Annotated in this window: 15 protein-coding genes; 7 read left to right on the top strand and 8 right to left on the bottom strand. The window is 60.5% G+C overall.

The window, feature by feature from the left end; genetic code table 11:
* Positions 1–55 precede the first annotated feature (55 nt).
* Positions 56–1690 carry a methyl-accepting chemotaxis protein gene (locus tag AOA59_RS23960; protein WP_065911686.1) on the bottom strand — a complete coding sequence of 545 codons (1635 nt, stop codon included), beginning with the start codon at positions 1688–1690 and terminating at the stop codon, positions 56–58.
* Positions 1691–1914: 224 nt separating this feature from the next.
* Here AOA59_RS23960 and AOA59_RS23955 point away from each other — a divergent pair, with 224 nt between their 5' ends.
* Together AOA59_RS23955 and AOA59_RS23950 are read left to right on the top strand one after the other, a co-directional pair.
* Complete coding sequence (locus AOA59_RS23955; RefSeq protein ID WP_099489298.1) at positions 1915–2745, top strand: undecaprenyl-diphosphate phosphatase; 831 nt, start codon at positions 1915–1917, stop codon at positions 2743–2745.
* Positions 2742–3125: a DUF1294 domain-containing protein gene (locus tag AOA59_RS23950; protein ID WP_099489297.1), complete on the top strand. Its 384-nt coding sequence runs from the start codon at positions 2742–2744 to the stop codon at positions 3123–3125. Before AOA59_RS23955 ends, AOA59_RS23950 begins: the two co-directional genes overlap by 4 nt.
* On the opposite strand, the gene AOA59_RS23945 is transcribed toward AOA59_RS23950, so the two are convergent.
* From AOA59_RS23945 to AOA59_RS23935, 3 genes are all read right to left on the bottom strand, one after another.
* On the bottom strand, positions 3114–3470 hold the full coding sequence (locus tag AOA59_RS23945; RefSeq protein WP_099489296.1) for an MmcQ/YjbR family DNA-binding protein: 357 nt from the start codon (positions 3468–3470) through the stop codon (positions 3114–3116). The two genes, AOA59_RS23950 and AOA59_RS23945, sit on opposite strands and share 12 nt — an antisense overlap.
* On the bottom strand, positions 3467–4375 hold the full coding sequence (locus AOA59_RS23940) for a LysR substrate-binding domain-containing protein (protein WP_099489295.1): 909 nt from the start codon (positions 4373–4375) through the stop codon (positions 3467–3469). Before AOA59_RS23940 ends, AOA59_RS23945 begins: the two co-directional genes overlap by 4 nt.
* Before the next feature lie 113 nt (positions 4376–4488).
* Entirely contained in the window at positions 4489–5868 is a 1380-nt protein-coding gene (locus AOA59_RS23935) for an NAD-dependent succinate-semialdehyde dehydrogenase (RefSeq protein WP_099489294.1), read from the bottom strand.
* 157 nt (positions 5869–6025) lie between these two features.
* Between AOA59_RS23935 and AOA59_RS23930 the strand changes: the two genes are divergently transcribed.
* The 3 genes from AOA59_RS23930 (at position 6026) to AOA59_RS23920 (ending at position 8972) form a co-directional block, all read left to right on the top strand.
* Positions 6026–6952 carry an AraC family transcriptional regulator gene (locus tag AOA59_RS23930; protein WP_099489293.1) on the top strand — a complete coding sequence of 309 codons (927 nt, stop codon included), beginning with the start codon at positions 6026–6028 and terminating at the stop codon, positions 6950–6952.
* Positions 6953–7081: 129 nt separating this feature from the next.
* Positions 7082–7693 (top strand): FMN-dependent NADH-azoreductase, encoded by a 612-nt coding sequence (locus tag AOA59_RS23925; RefSeq protein ID WP_099489292.1) that lies wholly within the window; start codon positions 7082–7084, stop codon positions 7691–7693.
* Between the two features lie 241 nt (positions 7694–7934).
* Entirely contained in the window at positions 7935–8972 is a 1038-nt protein-coding gene (locus AOA59_RS23920) for a dienelactone hydrolase (protein ID WP_065911674.1), read from the top strand.
* Here the strand turns inward: AOA59_RS23920 and AOA59_RS23915 are convergent.
* From AOA59_RS23915 to AOA59_RS23905, 3 genes are all read right to left on the bottom strand, one after another.
* The gene (locus AOA59_RS23915; protein ID WP_099489291.1) at positions 8966–10141 is read right to left on the bottom strand and encodes an MFS transporter; all 1176 of its coding nucleotides are present in this window, start codon (positions 10139–10141) and stop codon (positions 8966–8968) included. The two genes, AOA59_RS23920 and AOA59_RS23915, sit on opposite strands and share 7 nt — an antisense overlap.
* A 325-nt stretch (positions 10142–10466) precedes the next feature.
* A complete protein-coding gene (locus tag AOA59_RS23910) occupies positions 10467–12053 on the bottom strand; it encodes an ABC-F family ATPase (protein WP_074854431.1) in 1587 nt (528 codons plus the stop codon).
* 142 nt (positions 12054–12195) lie between these two features.
* Positions 12196–13434, bottom strand: a complete 1239-nt coding sequence (locus tag AOA59_RS23905; RefSeq protein ID WP_099489290.1) for an MFS transporter — start codon at positions 13432–13434, stop codon at positions 12196–12198.
* A 154-nt stretch (positions 13435–13588) separates the two neighbouring features.
* On the opposite strand from AOA59_RS23905, the gene AOA59_RS23900 reads away from it, so the two are divergent.
* Positions 13589–14401, top strand: coding sequence for a bifunctional 2-polyprenyl-6-hydroxyphenol methylase/3-demethylubiquinol 3-O-methyltransferase UbiG (locus AOA59_RS23900; protein WP_099489289.1), 813 nt, complete (start codon positions 13589–13591; stop codon positions 14399–14401).
* Positions 14402–14537: 136 nt separating this feature from the next.
* Here the strand turns inward: AOA59_RS23900 and AOA59_RS23895 are convergent, their stop codons facing one another.
* Positions 14538–14924, bottom strand: coding sequence for a TIGR03067 domain-containing protein (locus AOA59_RS23895; protein WP_099489288.1), 387 nt, complete (start codon positions 14922–14924; stop codon positions 14538–14540).
* 362 nt (positions 14925–15286) lie between these two features.
* On the opposite strand from AOA59_RS23895, the gene lpxO reads away from it, so the two are divergent.
* Entirely contained in the window at positions 15287–16186 is a 900-nt protein-coding gene (gene lpxO / locus AOA59_RS23890; RefSeq protein ID WP_065911666.1) for a lipid A hydroxylase LpxO, read from the top strand.
* The last annotated feature ends 1011 nt before the right edge of the window (positions 16187–17197 follow it).

Here is a 17197-nt window from a genome sequence, read left to right as displayed (position 1 = left end):
TGGTGGGTCGTAGGAATGCTCGTTCCCACGCGGAGCGTGGGAACGATCATGAGTACTAGATCTTGAACTGGCGCAACAACCCCTCAAGCTGCTCACTCAACCCGCGCAAATGCGCACTCGCCACGCTGGATTGCTCTGCCGCCAGGGCCGTGCTGTGGGACAAGCCTGCCGCCTGGGTGACGTTCTGGTTGATGTCCTCCACCACATGCGCCTGTTGCAAGGTCGCGCTGGCAATCGAGGCATTCAGCCCGTTGAGGTTGCGCAACGCCTGGCCGATGGCGGTGAGGCTCGCACCCGCCTGGCCCGCTTGTTCGATGGTCAATTGCGAGGCGCTGTGGCTGTCGCTGATCACTTTAACCGCCGCTTCCGAATGACCTTGCAGGCGCTCGATCATCACCTGGATTTCGGCCGTGGATTTTTGCGTGCGCTGGGCCAGCAGCCGCACTTCATCGGCGACCACGGCAAACCCACGGCCTTGCTCACCGGCACGCGCCGCCTCGATGGCGGCGTTGAGCGCGAGCAAGTTGGTCTGGTCGGCAATTGAACGGATCACTTCCAGCACGCCACCAATCTGTGTGCTTTCACTGGAGAGCGTGCGGATCACCTCCACGGCCTGGCTGATGGTGCTGGAGAGCTGGTCGATCTGTTGCAGGCTGCCGTCGATATTCACCTGGCCCTGCTGCGCCTGGGCCTGGGCGTCGCGCATTTCGCTGGCGGCATGCTCGGCGTTTTTTGCCACGTCCTGCACGCCATAGGTCACTTCATTGATCGCCGTGGCCACCAGCTCCATCTGCTGGGACTGTTGCTGGCTGCGGTCGTGGGCCTGGCTGGCATTGGTGCCCAGCTCCGTGGACGACTGGCCCAGCGCGTTGGCACACGCCTGCAATTGGCCGACCACCTGGCGCAGCTTGGCGGTGAAGCTATTGAAGTGCAGCGACAGTTGAGTGACCTCGTCGCGCCCGTGGGTGTCGAGGGTGCGGGTCAGGTCGCTTTCGCCGCTGGCAATATTGCCCATGGCGTTCACTGCCGCCTGCAATGGGTGCACGATGCTGCGCGCGATCAGGATCACCAGCAGCGCCATCACCAGCGCAATGCCCAGGCCGATCAGCGAGGCTTTCCAAACCTGGCCGTTGAATTCAGCCTGCACATCATCCACATACACGCCGGAACCGATAATCCAGCCCCACGGCTCGAACAGTTGGATGTACGAGGTTTTCTCCACTGGCGCGTCGGCGCCCGGTTTGGGCCAGCGATAGTTGACGATCCCGGCGCCCTTGGCCTTGGCCAGGAGCACAAATTCATTGAACACCGCAAAACCGTCCGGGTCGCGGATGGCCGAGAGGTTCTGGCCGTCGAGCTTGGGGTTGGCCGCGTGCATGATCATCACGGGCGTCAGGTCGTTGATCCAGAAGTAATCATCGTGGTCGTAGCGCAGGCCGCGGACTGCGCTGAGGGCTTGCTGTTGCGCGGCCTCGCGGGTCAGTACGCCGGTTTTTTCAAGGTTTTGATAGTAAGCCAGCACGCCGCTGGCGGTTTGCACCACGTGCTGGGTCTGCTGGCGTTTTGCCTGGTAGAGGTCGCCATGGATCTGCTTGAGCATCAGCAACCCGAGGGTCAGCAGCATCAACACGGCGACTATCAGGATCAGCCAAAGACGGCGGCTGATCGACATGCTGCGCAAACTGTTCATCGTCCTGTCACTCCGTGCTTTTTATAATTGTGTGCTGCATCGACAATTCCATCTTGTCTGATAGGCTTTCGGCCTGTAACCGAAAAACCTGAGTACTCCCTGATTTTTCACGAAATTTTTGCGCACGGCTGGTGAAAATCCGCAGCGCATCACGATTGCACGTGGTCAGTGAACATTAAAAAGACAGACAAGGCGTGCCGCAGCGCATGACCTTTGGGGGATACATGGATTTTTGGACCGCCATACAGGCATTGATTCTTGGCGTGGTGGAGGGGCTGACCGAGTTCCTGCCGATCTCCAGCACCGGGCACCAGATCATCGTCGCCGACCTGATCGGCTTCGGCGGCGAACGCTTTGAAGCGTTCAACATCATTATCCAACTGGGCGCGATCCTCGCGGTGGTCTGGGCGTTTCGGCGCAAGATCCTCGACGTGGTGATGGGCTTGCCGACCCAGCCCAAGGCCCAGCGCTTTACCGTCAACCTGATCATTGCGGTGCTGCCGGCGGTGGGGCTGGGGGGGATTTTTGCCGACCTGATCAAGCATTACCTGTTTAACCCGATCACGGTGGCCACCGCGTTGGTAGTGGGCGGGGTGATCATGCTGTGGGCCGAGCGTCGCCAACATGCGGTGCACGCTGAAACGGTGGATGAGATTACCTGGAAAGACGCGCTCAAGGTCGGTGTGGCCCAGTGCCTGGCGATGATTCCGGGCACTTCGCGCTCGGGCGCGACCATTATCGGCGGCCTGTTGTTCGGCCTGTCGCGTAAAACCGCCACCGAGTTCTCGTTCTTCCTGGCCATGCCGACCATGGTCGGTGCGGCCGTGTATTCGGGCTACAAATACCGTCACCTGTTCCAGCCCGATGACTTGCCGGTGTTTGCCATCGGCTTTGTCACCTCGTTCATCTTCGCGATGATAGCGGTCAAGGCGTTGCTCAAGTTCATCGCCAGCCACAGTTACGCGGCGTTTGCCTGGTATCGGATCGCGTTCGGCCTGGTGATCCTGGCCACCTGGCAATTCGGCTGGATCGACTGGACGGCGGTCAAGCCATGAGCATTCAATACCCGCGCCTGAAGGCGCTGATTTTTGTGTTGCTGTGCGCCGCGCCACTGATCGGCTCGGCGCTGCTGTGGTATCGCGGCGAAACGCTGATTCCGCTGGCCGCCTATGGCGTGGTCAGCGTGGTGGCGTTTTTCCTGTACTGGGGCGACAAACGCAAGGCCCAAACCGAAGGCCCGCGCGTGCGCGAAAATATCCTGCATGCCGTGGAACTGGCCGGTGGTTGGCCCGGGGCGTTGATTGCCCAACAGGTGTTTCGCCACAAGACGCGCAAGGTGTCGTATCAGGTGCTGTTCTGGGTGATTGTGTTGCTGCACGAGGTGTTCTGGCTCGACCAGTTGTTCCTCGGCGGCACGCTGCTGTCAGTCCTCTAGCAACAAGCCAATCTGTGTGCGCTTGGGCAGCTTGCTCACCACCAGTTGGTGCGAGCGCTGCAACAGGCCACGCAGTTCCTCGGCGCCGAGCGGGTAGGGCGTGTTCATGATCACCCACTGCGCCCGCGCCAGGTAGGGCGCCGGGTGGATGCCGGGGCGGTCCACATGGCCCAGGAACAGTTCCTTGTCGACCTTGAACGCCAGCGAGTCACCGCGCAGGTTCTGCACGGCGAACATTTTGTTGCCGGCAATCGAGAACACGCGCACGCCGCCCCATTTGTAGTCTTCACGTGCGCCGGGCAGGCCCAGGCAGAACGCCGCGACTTGTGCTTCGCTCATCTTCATAGCAAACGGTCTCCGCAACCTTTGAAGGCTTCTTCCAGATAGTCGATCCAGGCCCGAATCGCCGGTAAAACACCACGGCGATGCGGGTAGACCGCCTGCAGCCAGCCGCCCGGCGAAGACCATTGCGGCAGCAACTGTACCAATTGGCCGCTGGCCAATTCTTCTTCGCAATACATCATCGGCAGCAGGGTAAAGCCCAGGCCCTGCAAGGCGCAGGCTTTGCGCACAATGAAATCATCGATGCCCAGGCGCGCTTCCATGGATAAGTTTTCGGTATTGCCCTGCGGGTCGATCAAGCGCAAGTGCACCAGGCGATCGGCCTCAAGCGCAGCGAGTACCTGCAATTGCTTGAGATCGTCCGGGGTCTTGATTTGCTTGCCTTGCAGGAACTGTGGGCTGGCCACCAACACGGTCTGGGCCTGGCGCAGGCGCTTGGTCACCAGCAACGGGTCTTCATCGCCCAGTTCGCGCACGCGCAGGGCCACGTCGATGCCTTCAGCCACCAGGTCGACGCGTCGGTTGACCAACATCATCTCAAGCTGCACCAGTGGGTGAGCGGCGAGAAAGCCGGCAACCATCCCCGGCAACATGTGTTGGGCCATGCCCACCGGGCAACTCACCCGCAGGCGCCCGCGCGGTTCGCTGGACATGCTGGCCACGGCCTCGTCGGCCATTTCCGCCTCCAGCAGCATCGCCTGGCAATGGCGCAGGTAGCGCTCGCCGACGGCGGTGAGGGTCAATTGCCGCGTGGTGCGCTGCAACAGGCGCGCGCCGAGGCGTTCTTCCAGTTCGGCAATGCGTCGTGACAGCCGTGACTTGGGAATCCCCAGCAGCCGGCCGGCCGCCGCAAAGCCGCCGGCTTCGACGACTTTGGCGAAATAGTAGAGGTCGTTGAGGTCTTGCATGGTCAACCTATTGTCCTGTCAGTGGGACGAACTATCCGCGCCTGGCCTGCACAAATCCAGCCTGAAAAAAAACCAGCACCTTGCAGGCACTGGCTTTTGGAGGGGCAGAGGGCTTAGAACTGCGCCCCCGCCATCAACACATACTTCACATGTACGTACTCCTCGATCCCGTAATAGCTGCCTTCACGCCCATAGCCGGACTGCTTGATGCCACCAAACGGAACCGACGCCGTGCCCACTGAGCCCGAGTTGAGGATCACCATGCCAGCCTCCAATTGACGTGACAGGCGCAACGATCTGCCGAGTGCGCTGGTGTAGGCGTAGGCCACCAGGCCGAACTCGGTCTGGTTGGCGCGGGCGATGACCTCTTCTTCATCCTTGAACGAATAGAGGGCGAACACCGGGCCGAAAATCTCTTCGGTGGCCAGTGGTGAATCGTCCTGCAAGCCGGTCAATACGGTCGGTTCATAGAACAGCCCGCCCTTGGCGTGGGGTTTGCCGCCCATCAGCACCTTGGCGCCCGCCGCCCTGGCGTCCTCGACCAGACGCACGACTTTGTCGAAGCCCAGTTGATTGACAAGCGGCCCGACCACAAAGCCTTCGCGCAGGCCTTGGTCCACTTCGATGTTGGCGACCGCAGCCTTCACGCGTTCCATAAAAGCTTCGAAAATGCTGTGCTGCACAAAGATCCGGTTCGGCGAGATGCACACCTGGCCCGAGTTGCGCAGTTTGGCGCTGACCAATCCTTGTACCGCCGCATCCAGGTTGGCGTCCGCAAATACAATAAACGGCGCGTTGCCGCCCAGTTCCAGGGTCATCTTCTTGATGGTTGCCGCGCATTGCGATGCGAGCAATTTGCCCACGCCGGTGGAGCCGGTAAACGAGATCTTGCGGATGCGTGGGTCGCAGGTAAAGATCAGGCCGATTTCCTGCGGGTCACCCACCACTACTTCAAGCACGCCGGCTTCGATACCGGCCCTGCGGGCGTAGTCCAGCAGCTTGAGGGCGGTGAGCGGCGTGTCTTCGGCGGGTTTGATCACCATGGTGCAGCCGGCGGCCAGGGCTGTGGCGACTTTGCGGGTGATCATCATGAACGGGAAGTTCCACGGCGTGATGGCTGCGACCGGGCCGATGGCTTCTTTGGTCACCACTACATTGGCATTGCGGTCGTGGGTGGGAATGGTGTCGCCGTAGACGCGTTTGGCCTCTTCGGCGTACCACTCGATAAAGCCCAGGCCGTAGTCGATTTCACCTCGGGCTTCGCTCAGGCACTTGCCGTTTTCACGGCAGAGCAGTTCGGCGAAGGCTTCCTTGTCGGCCTTAACGCTGTCGTGCCAGCGCCGCAGAATGTCGCTGCGCTCCTTGGCGAGTTTGCCGGACCAATCGGGAAAGGCCGCGCAGGTGCGGTCAACGGCAGCCTTGACCTGGGCTGAGGTGTGCTTGGCCACACGGTCGATTTCTTCACCGGTGGCGGGGTTGTAGACGATAAGCATGGGCAAACTCCGAAGGCTGAAAGTGCAGGTTCAGGCTACGGAACACGGCGGCTTGAGCGAATATCCATTCCAATGTGCTGATTGCCTATTCCTATGAGTGCATAGCCATGGCGGTATTTGCGCAGTACCGTGCTGTTTTCGCCAGGAACCACGTGCCATGGGCCGCACCCAACGAATCATCGAGCTGATGGGCCGCTTGGCGCCTGTCGAAGGCTATAACCTGAGCGCTCTGGAGGACGTGCGCTTTCTTCGCTCAAATCAGCCGCTGCACCGCGTGCCGGTGTTGTATGACCCAGGCATTGTGATTGTCTGCCAGGGGCGCAAGCGCGGTTATCTGGGCGAAGAGGTTTACCTGTACGACGCCCAGCATTACCTGGTGGTGTCGGTGCCGGTGCCGTTCACCATGGAAACCGAGGCCAGCGAAGCAGAGCCGATGCTGGCGGTGTACGTGCGCCTGGATTTCACCCTTGCCGCCGAATTGATGTTGGCGTTGGATGGGTTTCCCGAGTTGCGCGAAGCCAAGCCGCGCGGCATGTATTCCTCGCCCATGGACGACAAACTCAGTGAGTCGCTGCTGCGGTTTCTCGAAGCCATGAGTGCGCCGATGGAGGCACAGGTCCTCGGCCCCGCGCTGATGCGCGAGCTCTACTACCGCATCCTCACGGGCGAGCAGGGCGGGTCGATGCGTGCCGCGCTTAACCGCCAGGGCCAGTTCGGCAAGGTGGCGCGGGCGATTCGCAAGATTCATGGGTTTTACCACCAGCACCTGGACGTGGAAGTGCTGGCGCAGGAGGCGATGATGAGCGTACCGAGTTTTCATGCGCACTTTCGCACCGTCACCGACACCTCGCCGATGCAATACCTCAAGTCCACGCGCCTGCACCAGGCGCGCTTGTTGATGCTGCGCAACGACATCAGCGCCGCCACGGCGAGCGTTCAGGTGGGCTATGAAAGCGCTTCGCAGTTCAGCCGAGAGTTCAAGCGCTTGTTCGGGCGCACGCCCCAGCAAGAGATTCAGTGGATGAAGCGCACCTATGCGCTGCCGGCGCCCGCGTCGACGTCTATTTATGTGTCGTCGCATTGAGTATTTGGGTCGATTGTCCTGCTGGCAGGACAAACAATCACATTTGTGCCGTCTAATCGACTATTGGGTTCATGTGTAGGATTAACCTCATTCGATCGCCCAGCCGCGATCCTCACTTGGAGAACCCGCATGAAACTGTTGCATATCGATTCCAGCATCCTCGGCGACAACTCGGCTTCCCGTCAGCTCAGCGCTGGTGTGGTCAAGGCCTGGCAAGCGGCTGAGTCGGGTGTGGAAGTGACCTATCGTGACCTGGCTGCCGAAGGTATCAGCCACTTTTCCGGCCTGACCCTGGGCGCCCTGGGCACCGCTGCCGAATTGCGCGACGCCGTCCAAAAACACGAGGCTGAACTGAGCGCCACGTCCCTGGCTGAATTCATCGCCGCTGACGCTGTAGTCATCGGTGCGCCGATGTACAACTTTTCGGTGCCGTCCCAGCTCAAGGCCTGGATCGACCGTATTGCGGTGGCCGGCCAAACCTTCCGTTACACCGAAGCCGGCCCTGAAGGCCTGTGCGGCGGCAAGAAGCTGATCATTGTTTCCACCGCTGGCGGTCTGCACGCGGGCCAGGCAAGCAATGTGGGCCACGAGGACTACTTGAAACTGGTATTTGGCTTCCTGGGCATCACGGATATCGAATTTGTCCGCGCCCAGGGCCTGGCCTACGGTGAAGAAGTTCGCAGCAAAGCCTTGAGCGATGCCAACGTCGTAATCAACGAACAATTGTTCGCCGCCGCGTAAGGCTTGTGTAAAGTTCGCCTCTGTTCGGTTCCAATCTGAACCGGGGCGCCTAAACTCTGTATTCTGATCGCCTGAACGCGACCGGAGTACGGAGTTTTTTCGTTTGCCCGCTGTCATTACTTTGGCCCAGGTTATGCACACATGGGTTTATCACCCGCAGCGAGTGCCTTGGCCCATGGACTTTTCAAACCGACATGCCGCGGGTGTTGAACGTGGTCGCGCAGCAAAGGTGGACATCCCCATGATGCGTCTTTGTGCTGTTTTGGTTCTTTCCCTGTTCGGCGGCCTGATTTCAGTGCACGCCGCCCCGGCGCCGCACCCGCATTGGAGTGTGGGCTTTCATCGCATGAGTTTTCTCGACCCGCTGGATCAGCAGCCGATGAACGCCATCGCGTTCTACCCGTCCACCGACGATGAACATTCCACGCAATTAGGCCCTTACCACGTGGCCGCCACCCAGGATTCCAAAGTCGCTATCGGGCGTTTCCCGATGCTGATGCTGTCCCATGGCAACACCGGTACACCGCTGGCGCTGCACGACCTGGCCACTTCACTGGCACGCAAGGGGTTTGTGGTGGTGGCCGTTTTGCATCCTGGTGACAACTACAAGGATCACAGCCGCCTGGGCACGGTGAGCAACCTGTACGGGCGGCCGATCCAGATTTCCGCAGCGATTACCGCCACGCTCGGGGATACGATGCTGTCGCCGTTCGTCAATATCGACCAGGTGGGCGTCATCGGGTACTCAGCCGGCGGTGAAACCGCGCTGATCCTGGCCGGGGCCAAGCCGGATTTCGACCGCCTGCGCCGTTATTGCCAGGAACGCCCGGAAGACCGTGATGCCTGCACCACCAAAGGTGAGCTGGTGGTCGACCGCGAAGACCTGCAGCCGCAAGCCGACCCACGTATTCATGCCTTGATGCTGATGGCGCCGCTGAGTCTGATGTTCGGCCGCCACACCCTGGCCGATGTGCACGTGCCGGTGCTGCTCTACAGCGGCGACGGCGACAAGCTGGTGGCCGTGGACAAGAACGCCGCCGCCCTGGCGCGCAAACTGCCGCAACCGCCGGATTTCAAACTATTGGCCGGGGCCGGGCACTTTGTGTTCATGGCACCGTGTGACAGCGACCAACTGCTGGCCATGCCGGCGATTTGCACGGATGCCGACGGTGTCGACCGCGAAGGCATTCACCGCGACCTGATCTCGGAAGCGGGGCGCTTTTTCGTGCACACTTTGGGTCAGTCGACCCGCGCCGGTTTGCAGACTGCTGATCAGTAAGCGCGGCGCTTGAGCTGCACGGTCAGGCACAGCGCCGTGACCGACAGCAGCGCAGCGCAGAAGAAGATCCAGCCATAGCCGAGGTTCAGCGCCACGGCGCCCATCAATGGCCCGGCAATCGCCAGGGCCAGGTCAAAAAACACCGCATACGCACTCAGCCCCGCACCACGGCTGCTGTTGGGCACCTGCTTGATGGCTTCCACGCCCAGCGCCGGGTACACCAGCGACAAGCCGAAGCCGGTGAGGCCGGCGCCGATCAGCGCCACACCGGTGGACGGCGCCAGCCACAACAGGGTCAGGCCGACGGTTTCGATGGTCATGCAGGCAATCGCCGCAGTGAACCCGCCGAAGCGGCTAATGGCCGAGATAAACACCAGGCGCGACAAGATAAAACACACGCCGAACACCGTCAGGCAGTACGCCGCACCGGCCCAGCCACGGTTGAGGTAATACAGGGTGATAAAGGTGGTCAGCGTGCCGTAGCCGATCGACGCCAGGCACAAGCTGGCGCCAAACGGCGCAATGCGCCCGAACACCGCCCAGAACGGCAAGCGTTCGCCACGCACCACCGGTACTGAGGGTTTATTGCGGATCAACACCAGGCCCAAAGCGGCCAGCACCGACAGCGCGATACCGAGACTGTTGTAGCCATAATCGGCCACCATCACCACGCCCAGCGGCGCGCCTATGGCAATGGCGCCGTAGGACGCGATACCGTTCCAGGAGATCGAGCGCCCCGTGTGTTCGGCACCGACCGCGCCCATGCACCAACTGATGGTGCCAACGCCGATCAGGCCTTGGGCCACGCCGAGCAGCAGCCTGCCGACGATCAACACCCCAAGGCTCACGGCGGGCATGCTTTCAAGCAAGGGGGCAAAAAACGTCAGCACGCCGCTGACCAGGATGCCCGCCAAACCCAGCACAATCGCGCGTTTGGTGCCCACATTGTCCGACATCCTCCCCGCCATCGGCCGGCTGAGCAGGGTGGCCAGGTATTGCGCGCCGATGGTGACCCCGGCGACTACGGCGCTGAAGCCCAGTTGTTCATGCACATAGCCGGGTATCACCGCGATCGGCAGGCCGATGCAGATAAAGGCAATAAAGGTGTAGAAGACGATGGAGACGATCTGCAGGGTGATCGACAGGGAACTGGGGGCGGCGGCAGGCATGGTCACTCATTCGCGGGCGGGCGGTGAGGGCATGATGGCAAGGGCGTGGGGGAAAAGGAAGCTGGCTAACGGGTTTTGCTGAAGAGGCCCGTCGTCATAAGCCGGTCTATTGTGGTGAACAGTCTCGATGTGGCGAGCAGGCTTGCCCTGCGCTGGGCTGCGAAGCGGCCCTAAAACCAAACACCGCGTTTTGCCTGGCAGAACGCGGTGTTTTTTATTGGGGCCGCTTCGCAGCCCAGCGCAGGGCAAGCCTGCTCGCCACAACAAGCAAGCCTGCCACGGGAAGCGGGTCTGCAACAGTAAGCCGGCCTGCCACAGCGGGTGCTTAGAACACCACGCCCTGGCTGCGCAGGTAGTCGTCGTAGGTGCCGCTGAAGTCGATCACGCCGGTGGCGCTCAACTCGATGATGCGGGTGGCCAGGGACGATACGAACTCACGGTCGTGGCTGACGAAGATCAGCGTGCCCGGGTAGTTTTCCAGCGCCAGGTTCAGCGCTTCGATGGATTCCATGTCCAAGTGGTTGGTCGGTTCGTCCATGATCAGCACGTTCGGCTTTTGCAGGATCAGCTTGCCGAACAGCATGCGGCCTTGCTCACCACCGGAAATTACCTTCACCGACTTCTGGATCTCGTCGTTGGAGAACAGCATGCGGCCCAGGGTGCCACGGATCATCTGCTCGCCTTGGGTCCACTGGCCCATCCAGTCGAACAGGGTCACGTCGTCTTCGAAGTCATGGGCGTGGTCCTGGGCGTAGTAGCCCAGCTCCGCGGCGTCGGTCCACTTGATGCTGCCGGCGTCCGGGGTCAGTTCGTTGACCAGAGTGCGCAGCAGGGTGGTCTTGCCGATACCGTTCGGGCCAATGATCGCCACGCGCTCGCCGGCTTCAACCTGGAAGCTGAAGTCCTTGAACAGCGGCTTGCCGTCGAAGCCCTTGGCCATTTTTTCGACCATCACAGCCTGGCGGTGCAGCTTCTTGTTCTGCTCGAAACGGATGAACGGGCTCACACGGCTCGATGGCTTGACCTCGGCCAGCTGGATCTTGTCGATCGCCTTGGCACGGGAGGTGGCTTGTTTGGCTTTCGAGGCGTTGGCCGAGAAGCGGCTGACGAAGGATTGCAGTTCGGAGATCTGCGCCTTCTTCTTGGCGTTGTCCGACAGCAGTTGCTCGCGGGACTGGGTCGCCACGGTCATGTACTCGTCGTAGTTGCCCGGGAACAGGCGCAGCTCGCCGTAGTCCAGGTCAGCCATGTGGGTGCACACGCTGTTCAGGAAGTGACGGTCGTGAGAGATGATGATCATCAGGCTGGAGCGCTGGGTCAGGATGTTTTCCAGCCAGCGGATGGTGTTGATGTCCAAGTGGTTGGTCGGTTCGTCGAGCAACAGCACTTCAGGGTCGGAGAACAGCGCTTGGGCCAGCAATACCCGCAGTTTCCAGCCTGGGGAGACTTCGCTCATCGGGCCGAAGTGTTGTTCCAGCGGGATACCCAGGCCCAGCAGCAGTTCACCGGCACGGGATTCGGCGGTGTAGCCGTCCATTTCGGCGAATTCGGTTTCCAGCTCGGCAACGGCCATGCCGTCTTCTTCGCTCATTTCCGGCAGCGAGTAGATGCGGTCACGCTCAGCCTTGACCCGCCACAGCTCTTCGTGGCCCATGATCACGGTGTCGAGCACGGTGAATTCTTCGTAGGCGAACTGGTCCTGGCGCAGTTTACCCAGGCGCACGTTCGGCTCCAGCATGACCTGGCCGCCGGACGGCTCGAGGTCGCCGCCGAGGATTTTCATGAAGGTCGACTTGCCGCAACCGTTGGCACCGATCAAACCATAACGGTTGCCGGCGCCGAATTTGACCGAGACGTTCTCGAAGAGCGGCTTGGCGCCGAACTGCATGGTGATGTTAGCTGTGGAGATCAATTACTTTACCTATCAATGAGTTGCGAGCGTGGCGGCAGGAGCCTTCAGGCATGCGTCAACAGCGACATCAAGGCGCGAAACCCGGTCGCTGAGCAGAATATTTTGGCTGTGTGTTGGAATTTGGCGCGCATTGTCGCATATGTCAGGCGACAGTTGTATGGCAGGCGAACGATGGTTTTTCCAAGGTCTCCGGCATCGCCAGCCATAACAGCGCCAAGGCTGCCGCGGCCACGCCGGCCAGGGTCAGGAATGCCGCGTTGTAGCCGGCTTGTTGTACGACGAAACCGGCCAGGCTGCTACTCAACGCCGCACCCAGGCCAAACACCGTGGACAACGCGCCGAGGCTCACATTAAAACGCCCGGTGCCCTGGGTCAGGTCCTTGACGATCACCGGGAACAGCGCGCCAAAGATCCCCGCGCCGATGCCGTCGAGCATCTGCACCGCCACCAGCCAGTATGGATCACTGGACAAGGTGTAGAGCACGCCGCGCAGCGGCAGGATCAGGAAACCTGCGAGCAGCAACGGTTTGCGCCCCCACACATCGGCCTTGAGCCCGACCAGCCAGGCCATCGGCACCATCACCAGTTGCGCGGCGACGATGCACGCCGAGGTCAGCGGCGTGGCCATCTGCAGGTTGATCTGCGCGAGCTTCTGGCTGACCAACGGCAGCATCGCCGCATTGGCCAGGTGGAAGAGGGCGCAGCAGATGGCGAATATCAGCAGCGGCCGGTTGGCCAGCAGCACTTTCACGCCGGACGGTTGTTCGTGATCGCTGTGGTGGGCCGGGTCAAAGCCCCTGGCGACTTCATGGTCAATCGCCTTGGCCGACACGCAGCTCACGGCCACGATACTGGCCAGCGCCATACAAGCCATCAGGTAAAACACCACCACCGGGCCATACAGGTACGCCAGGCCGCCGGCCAGCAGCGCGGCCACGGCATTGCCGGCGTGGTTGAAGGTTTCATTGCGCCCCGTACGCCGGGTGAAGGCGCGGGGTCCGGTAATCCCGAGGGAAATGGCGGATATGGCCGGGGCAAACACCGAGGCGGCCACGGCGCTGGCAGCCTGGGTCAGGGCCACCCAACTGAAGGTGCTGACAAACGGCAGCAGCACGCAACTGGCGGTTACCAGGATGGCAGCCACGGCGATCACGGCGCGCTTGCTGCGTGTGCGGTCGATCAGCGCGCCCGCCGGGCCTTGGGTGACCAGTGCGGCGATGCCCGCCAGGGTCATGACCACGCCGATGCTGGCCGGGTCCCATTGGTGCACGGCCAGCAGGTAAATCGCCAGGTAGGGCCCGAGGCCGTCGCGCACATCCGCCAGGAAAAAGTTGAGGCTGTCCAGGGACAAGGTATTACGCAGGTCAGAGTGATTGGCCACGGCGTTGTCTTCGCAAAGGGTGTTCAGGGGCTGGACACTCGTTGGGTTAGTGACCCATGGGCCTGAACAGAAGTTTCGCGGCTGCTGAGGGTTTTATCTGGCGGGTATTTGGATTATTTTTCGTAGCCCGCTGAAATAACTCTTTGGAGACGCAATGGACATGCCCTCAGCTCAACAGGCGATCGCCAGTAACAAGGCCGCCTGGGACGCCTCTGCCGCGCTGCACAAAGGCACCGCGACCTGGAACACACTGCTGCAATCCGTCGCTGAACCGACTTTTTCGTGCCTCGACCCCACCATTACCGCGCTGTTGCAAACCGTCGGCGTTGCCGGCAAGGCGGCGGTGCAGATCGGCTGTAACAACGGGCGTGAAAGCCTGTCGTTGTTTGGCCTGGGGGCGCGCGAGGTGGTGGGCGTCGATCAATCGGCAGCCTTCCTGGCGCAAGCTCGGGCGTTGGCGGATGTTTCCCCGCATGACCCGCAGTTCATCGAAGCCGATATCCATCACCTGCCTGAGCAACTGCTTGGCCGGTTTGATATTGCCTTGGTCACCATTGGCGTACTCGGCTGGATGCCGGATGTGGCGCTGTTCATGCAGCATGTGGCCAGCACCCTCAAGCCCGGCGGCACCCTGGTGATCTATGAGACTCATCCTTTCCTGGAAGTCTTCGACCCGCAGGCGGCTAACCCGCTATTGCCCGCCAGTTCGTACTTTCAACGCGATCCGTTCGTGCTGCAGCAATCGATTGTCTACGAAGGGCTGAAAGAGGTTCCTGGGCCGACGTCCTATTGGTACGTGCATACCCTGGGCAGCGTCGTCAGCGGGGCGATTGCGGCGCACCTGCAGATCGAGCATCTGCAGGAGTACCCGCACTCCAACCGGGAAGAGCTGTATGACCAGTACGAACACCAGCGAGCTCAATTGCCGTTGTGTTTCACCCTGACGGCCATCAAACGCTCGGTTTAAAGCGGTTTTTGCGCCCAAAAAAAGGCCCGCGACAGTAGCGGCGGGCCAAGTGAATCACTGGAGTAGGTGGCCTTACGCTAAAGGCCTGGAGGTGAAGGCTGTGTGAAAACCCTGTCGGCGTTTCGGATGCCTGGATTCACCGGCGACGCACAAAGGTGCGCATGGTTTGCCCTGGCCCGGTGCTGAAGACGGTCGGGCGGGGCATGCCTTCATCCGCTGCAATAAACACAAAATCGTCGCCTTCTAGGCGATAGCTGGCGGGTAAGGCTTTGCCGGCGTCATCGCCCATGGAGTCCACCCAGGTAATGCGTTTGGGCGTGGTGCTGCTGTCCAGTGAAAACCGGCCAGCCAGCAATAGGTCGCCATTCACGGTTTGGACTTCGAACTGATCGCCACGAATCGTGGTAATGGCACCCGGCGCGCTGTGTGCGTCGGGCGGGTTGTGTACGCCGCTGTCTTCCAGGGAGATCTGCTCCCAGGCGCCCTGGAGCGCGGTGAAGTCCGGGTCTGGTTGAGGTGTCATGCAAGTTCCTTTTGCGGGAGGTTGATCGGCGCGATTGTAACTGAAAGGGGCCTGGAACCTGGTTGGACGGCGAGTTTTTTCTGCGTTGGCAGCGCCACCGCCTGCACTGTAAGTAGCCCCACTGGGCTTGCGTCCAGACAGGCGGTTGCGCGTCCTACACGCTGCGTAGACAGCTTTTCACAATTCTTAGTTAACCTTTGGTTACAAACTGTGGCTAAATAAAGGCCAATGGCCTGGTTCCGGAAGAGACTTTTCCGGCCAGCCGCCAATGTGTAATTGTGATTTCAGGTGCTGCTTATTAATCCTCGGCCGTTGTGTGCACGCAGGAGCAGCCTGTTCTCTTCTGACTTGTGACGAATCCCTTGAAACTCATCATTGTTGTTCTCTACGTTGCCTCCATTGCGTATGTTCACCTGCGTGGCAGAGTGCGACACAAGTTGGGTCGCCAGCTTAGCGATCACTCGACGTTCCTGGCGCCGATCAACTGCTTCCTCTACTTGTTTTCCAAGCAGCCAAGCCGTCCGTTTCTGTCGCCCAGCGACTTTCCGGACCTGAGCCCGCTGCAGGAGCACTGGGAGGAAATCCGCCAGGAAGGCCAGAACCTGATGCGTGCGGGCGAGATCAAGCGCTCGGACCAATACAATGACGTGGGTTTCAACTCGTTCTTCAAGTCGGGCTGGAAGCGCTTTTATCTTAAGTGGTACGGCGACAGTCATCCGTCGGCGATGAAGTTGTGCCCGCGCACCACTGAACTGGTGCAAGGTATTGGCTCGATCAAGGCGGCGATGTTTGCCGAGTTGCCGCCGGGTTCCAAGCTGGTGCGTCACCGTGATCCTTATGCAGGCTCCTATCGTTATCACTTGGGGCTGGATACGCCGAACGATCCGGGTTGCTATATCAATGTGGATGGCGAGAGTTACTACTGGCGTGACGGTGAGCCGGTGATGTTTGACGAGACTTACATTCATTACGCTGAGAACACGACGCAGCAGAACCGCATCATCTTGTTCTGTGACATTGAGCGCCCGATGAAGTACCGCTGGGCGGCAGCGTTTAACCGGTGGTTCAGTCGTAATGTGATGGCGGCGGCGGGTTCGCCTAATGATGAGGGTGACAAGACGGGCGGGTTGAACCGTGCGTTTACGCGGTTGTACAAGATCCGTTTGCGTGGCAAGGAGCTGAAAAAGCGTAATCGGGCGCGGTATTACCTGGAGAAGTGGGCGATTTTTGCTGGGTTGGCGGTGATATTTATTCTGATCTGACTTGCCTGTGGTGGCGGTCTTTTGGGGTACATATCCGTTGCTGCGGTAACGGCTGAGTATGGTTCCGCTCTTACAGCGGGTCACTTTTGGCAAACGCCCCAAAAGTAACCAAAAGGTCTGTGCCCCACCACTTGGCACCTCGCTAATGCTCGGTGTGCCCTCACTCCGGCTTGAATCCGTGGGCCGCCGCGATGGGCCATCCTTGGCCCAGCGCGGCTAACCCGGCGTCCTGCCGGGTTACCCACGGATTCAAGCCTGCGTTCGGCCATCGTGGTTGACGGGGCGCCTCAGATCAAAAGCAAGATCAAAAGCAGAGCACGGCGGCCTGAAAGCCGACCTGAGTGGTTGAATCAAAAGCCAGATCAAGTGCAAAGCAACAGCCTGTCTACCTGATGCAACGCAGTCTAAATGTGGGAGCGGGCTTGCTCGCGAAGGCGGTGTGCCAGTCAATTCATCTGTCACTGACCCACCGCATTCGCGAGCAAGCCCGCTCCCACAGTTGATCGCATGCAGTTTTGAATATGAGGTCGGCTGCGGATATGCATGCACTGAATAGCTGCTTTTCTGTGGGAGCTGGCTTGCCTGCGATGGCATCACCTGGGTGTACCTGACACACCGAGGTGCCTGCATCGCAGGCAAGCCAGCTCCCACCTTTGACCGAGTATGGCTCTGCTGTTGCTGTTGCTGTTGCTCCGGCCCTTACATCCTTTTCGATGACGAAGTCAGCGGTCTTTTGATCTGCGCTTTTGATTTTGATCTTGATCTTGATCTGAAATCGCCCCGTCAAACACGATGGCCGGAATTCGACAGTGATTTGGGGGGTAAACCGGCAGGGATGCCGGTTTAGCCGCCCCGCGCCATGGATGGCGCGGGGCGGCGGCCCCCCAAATCACTGGCGGATTGCGGGCATGCCGAGCCACAGCGAGGCACCGAGTGTTGGGGCGAGGACTTTTTGGTTACTTTTGCGTCCTTGCAAAAGTGACCCGCTGTAAGAGCGGAACCATAGGCCGC

This window comes from Pseudomonas sp. 2822-15, assembly GCF_002742515.1.
Lineage (GTDB): Bacteria > Pseudomonadota > Gammaproteobacteria > Pseudomonadales > Pseudomonadaceae > Aquipseudomonas > Aquipseudomonas salomonii.
Note: the sequence above shows the minus strand (reverse complement) of the source record. Positions and strands in the feature narration are given on the sequence as shown.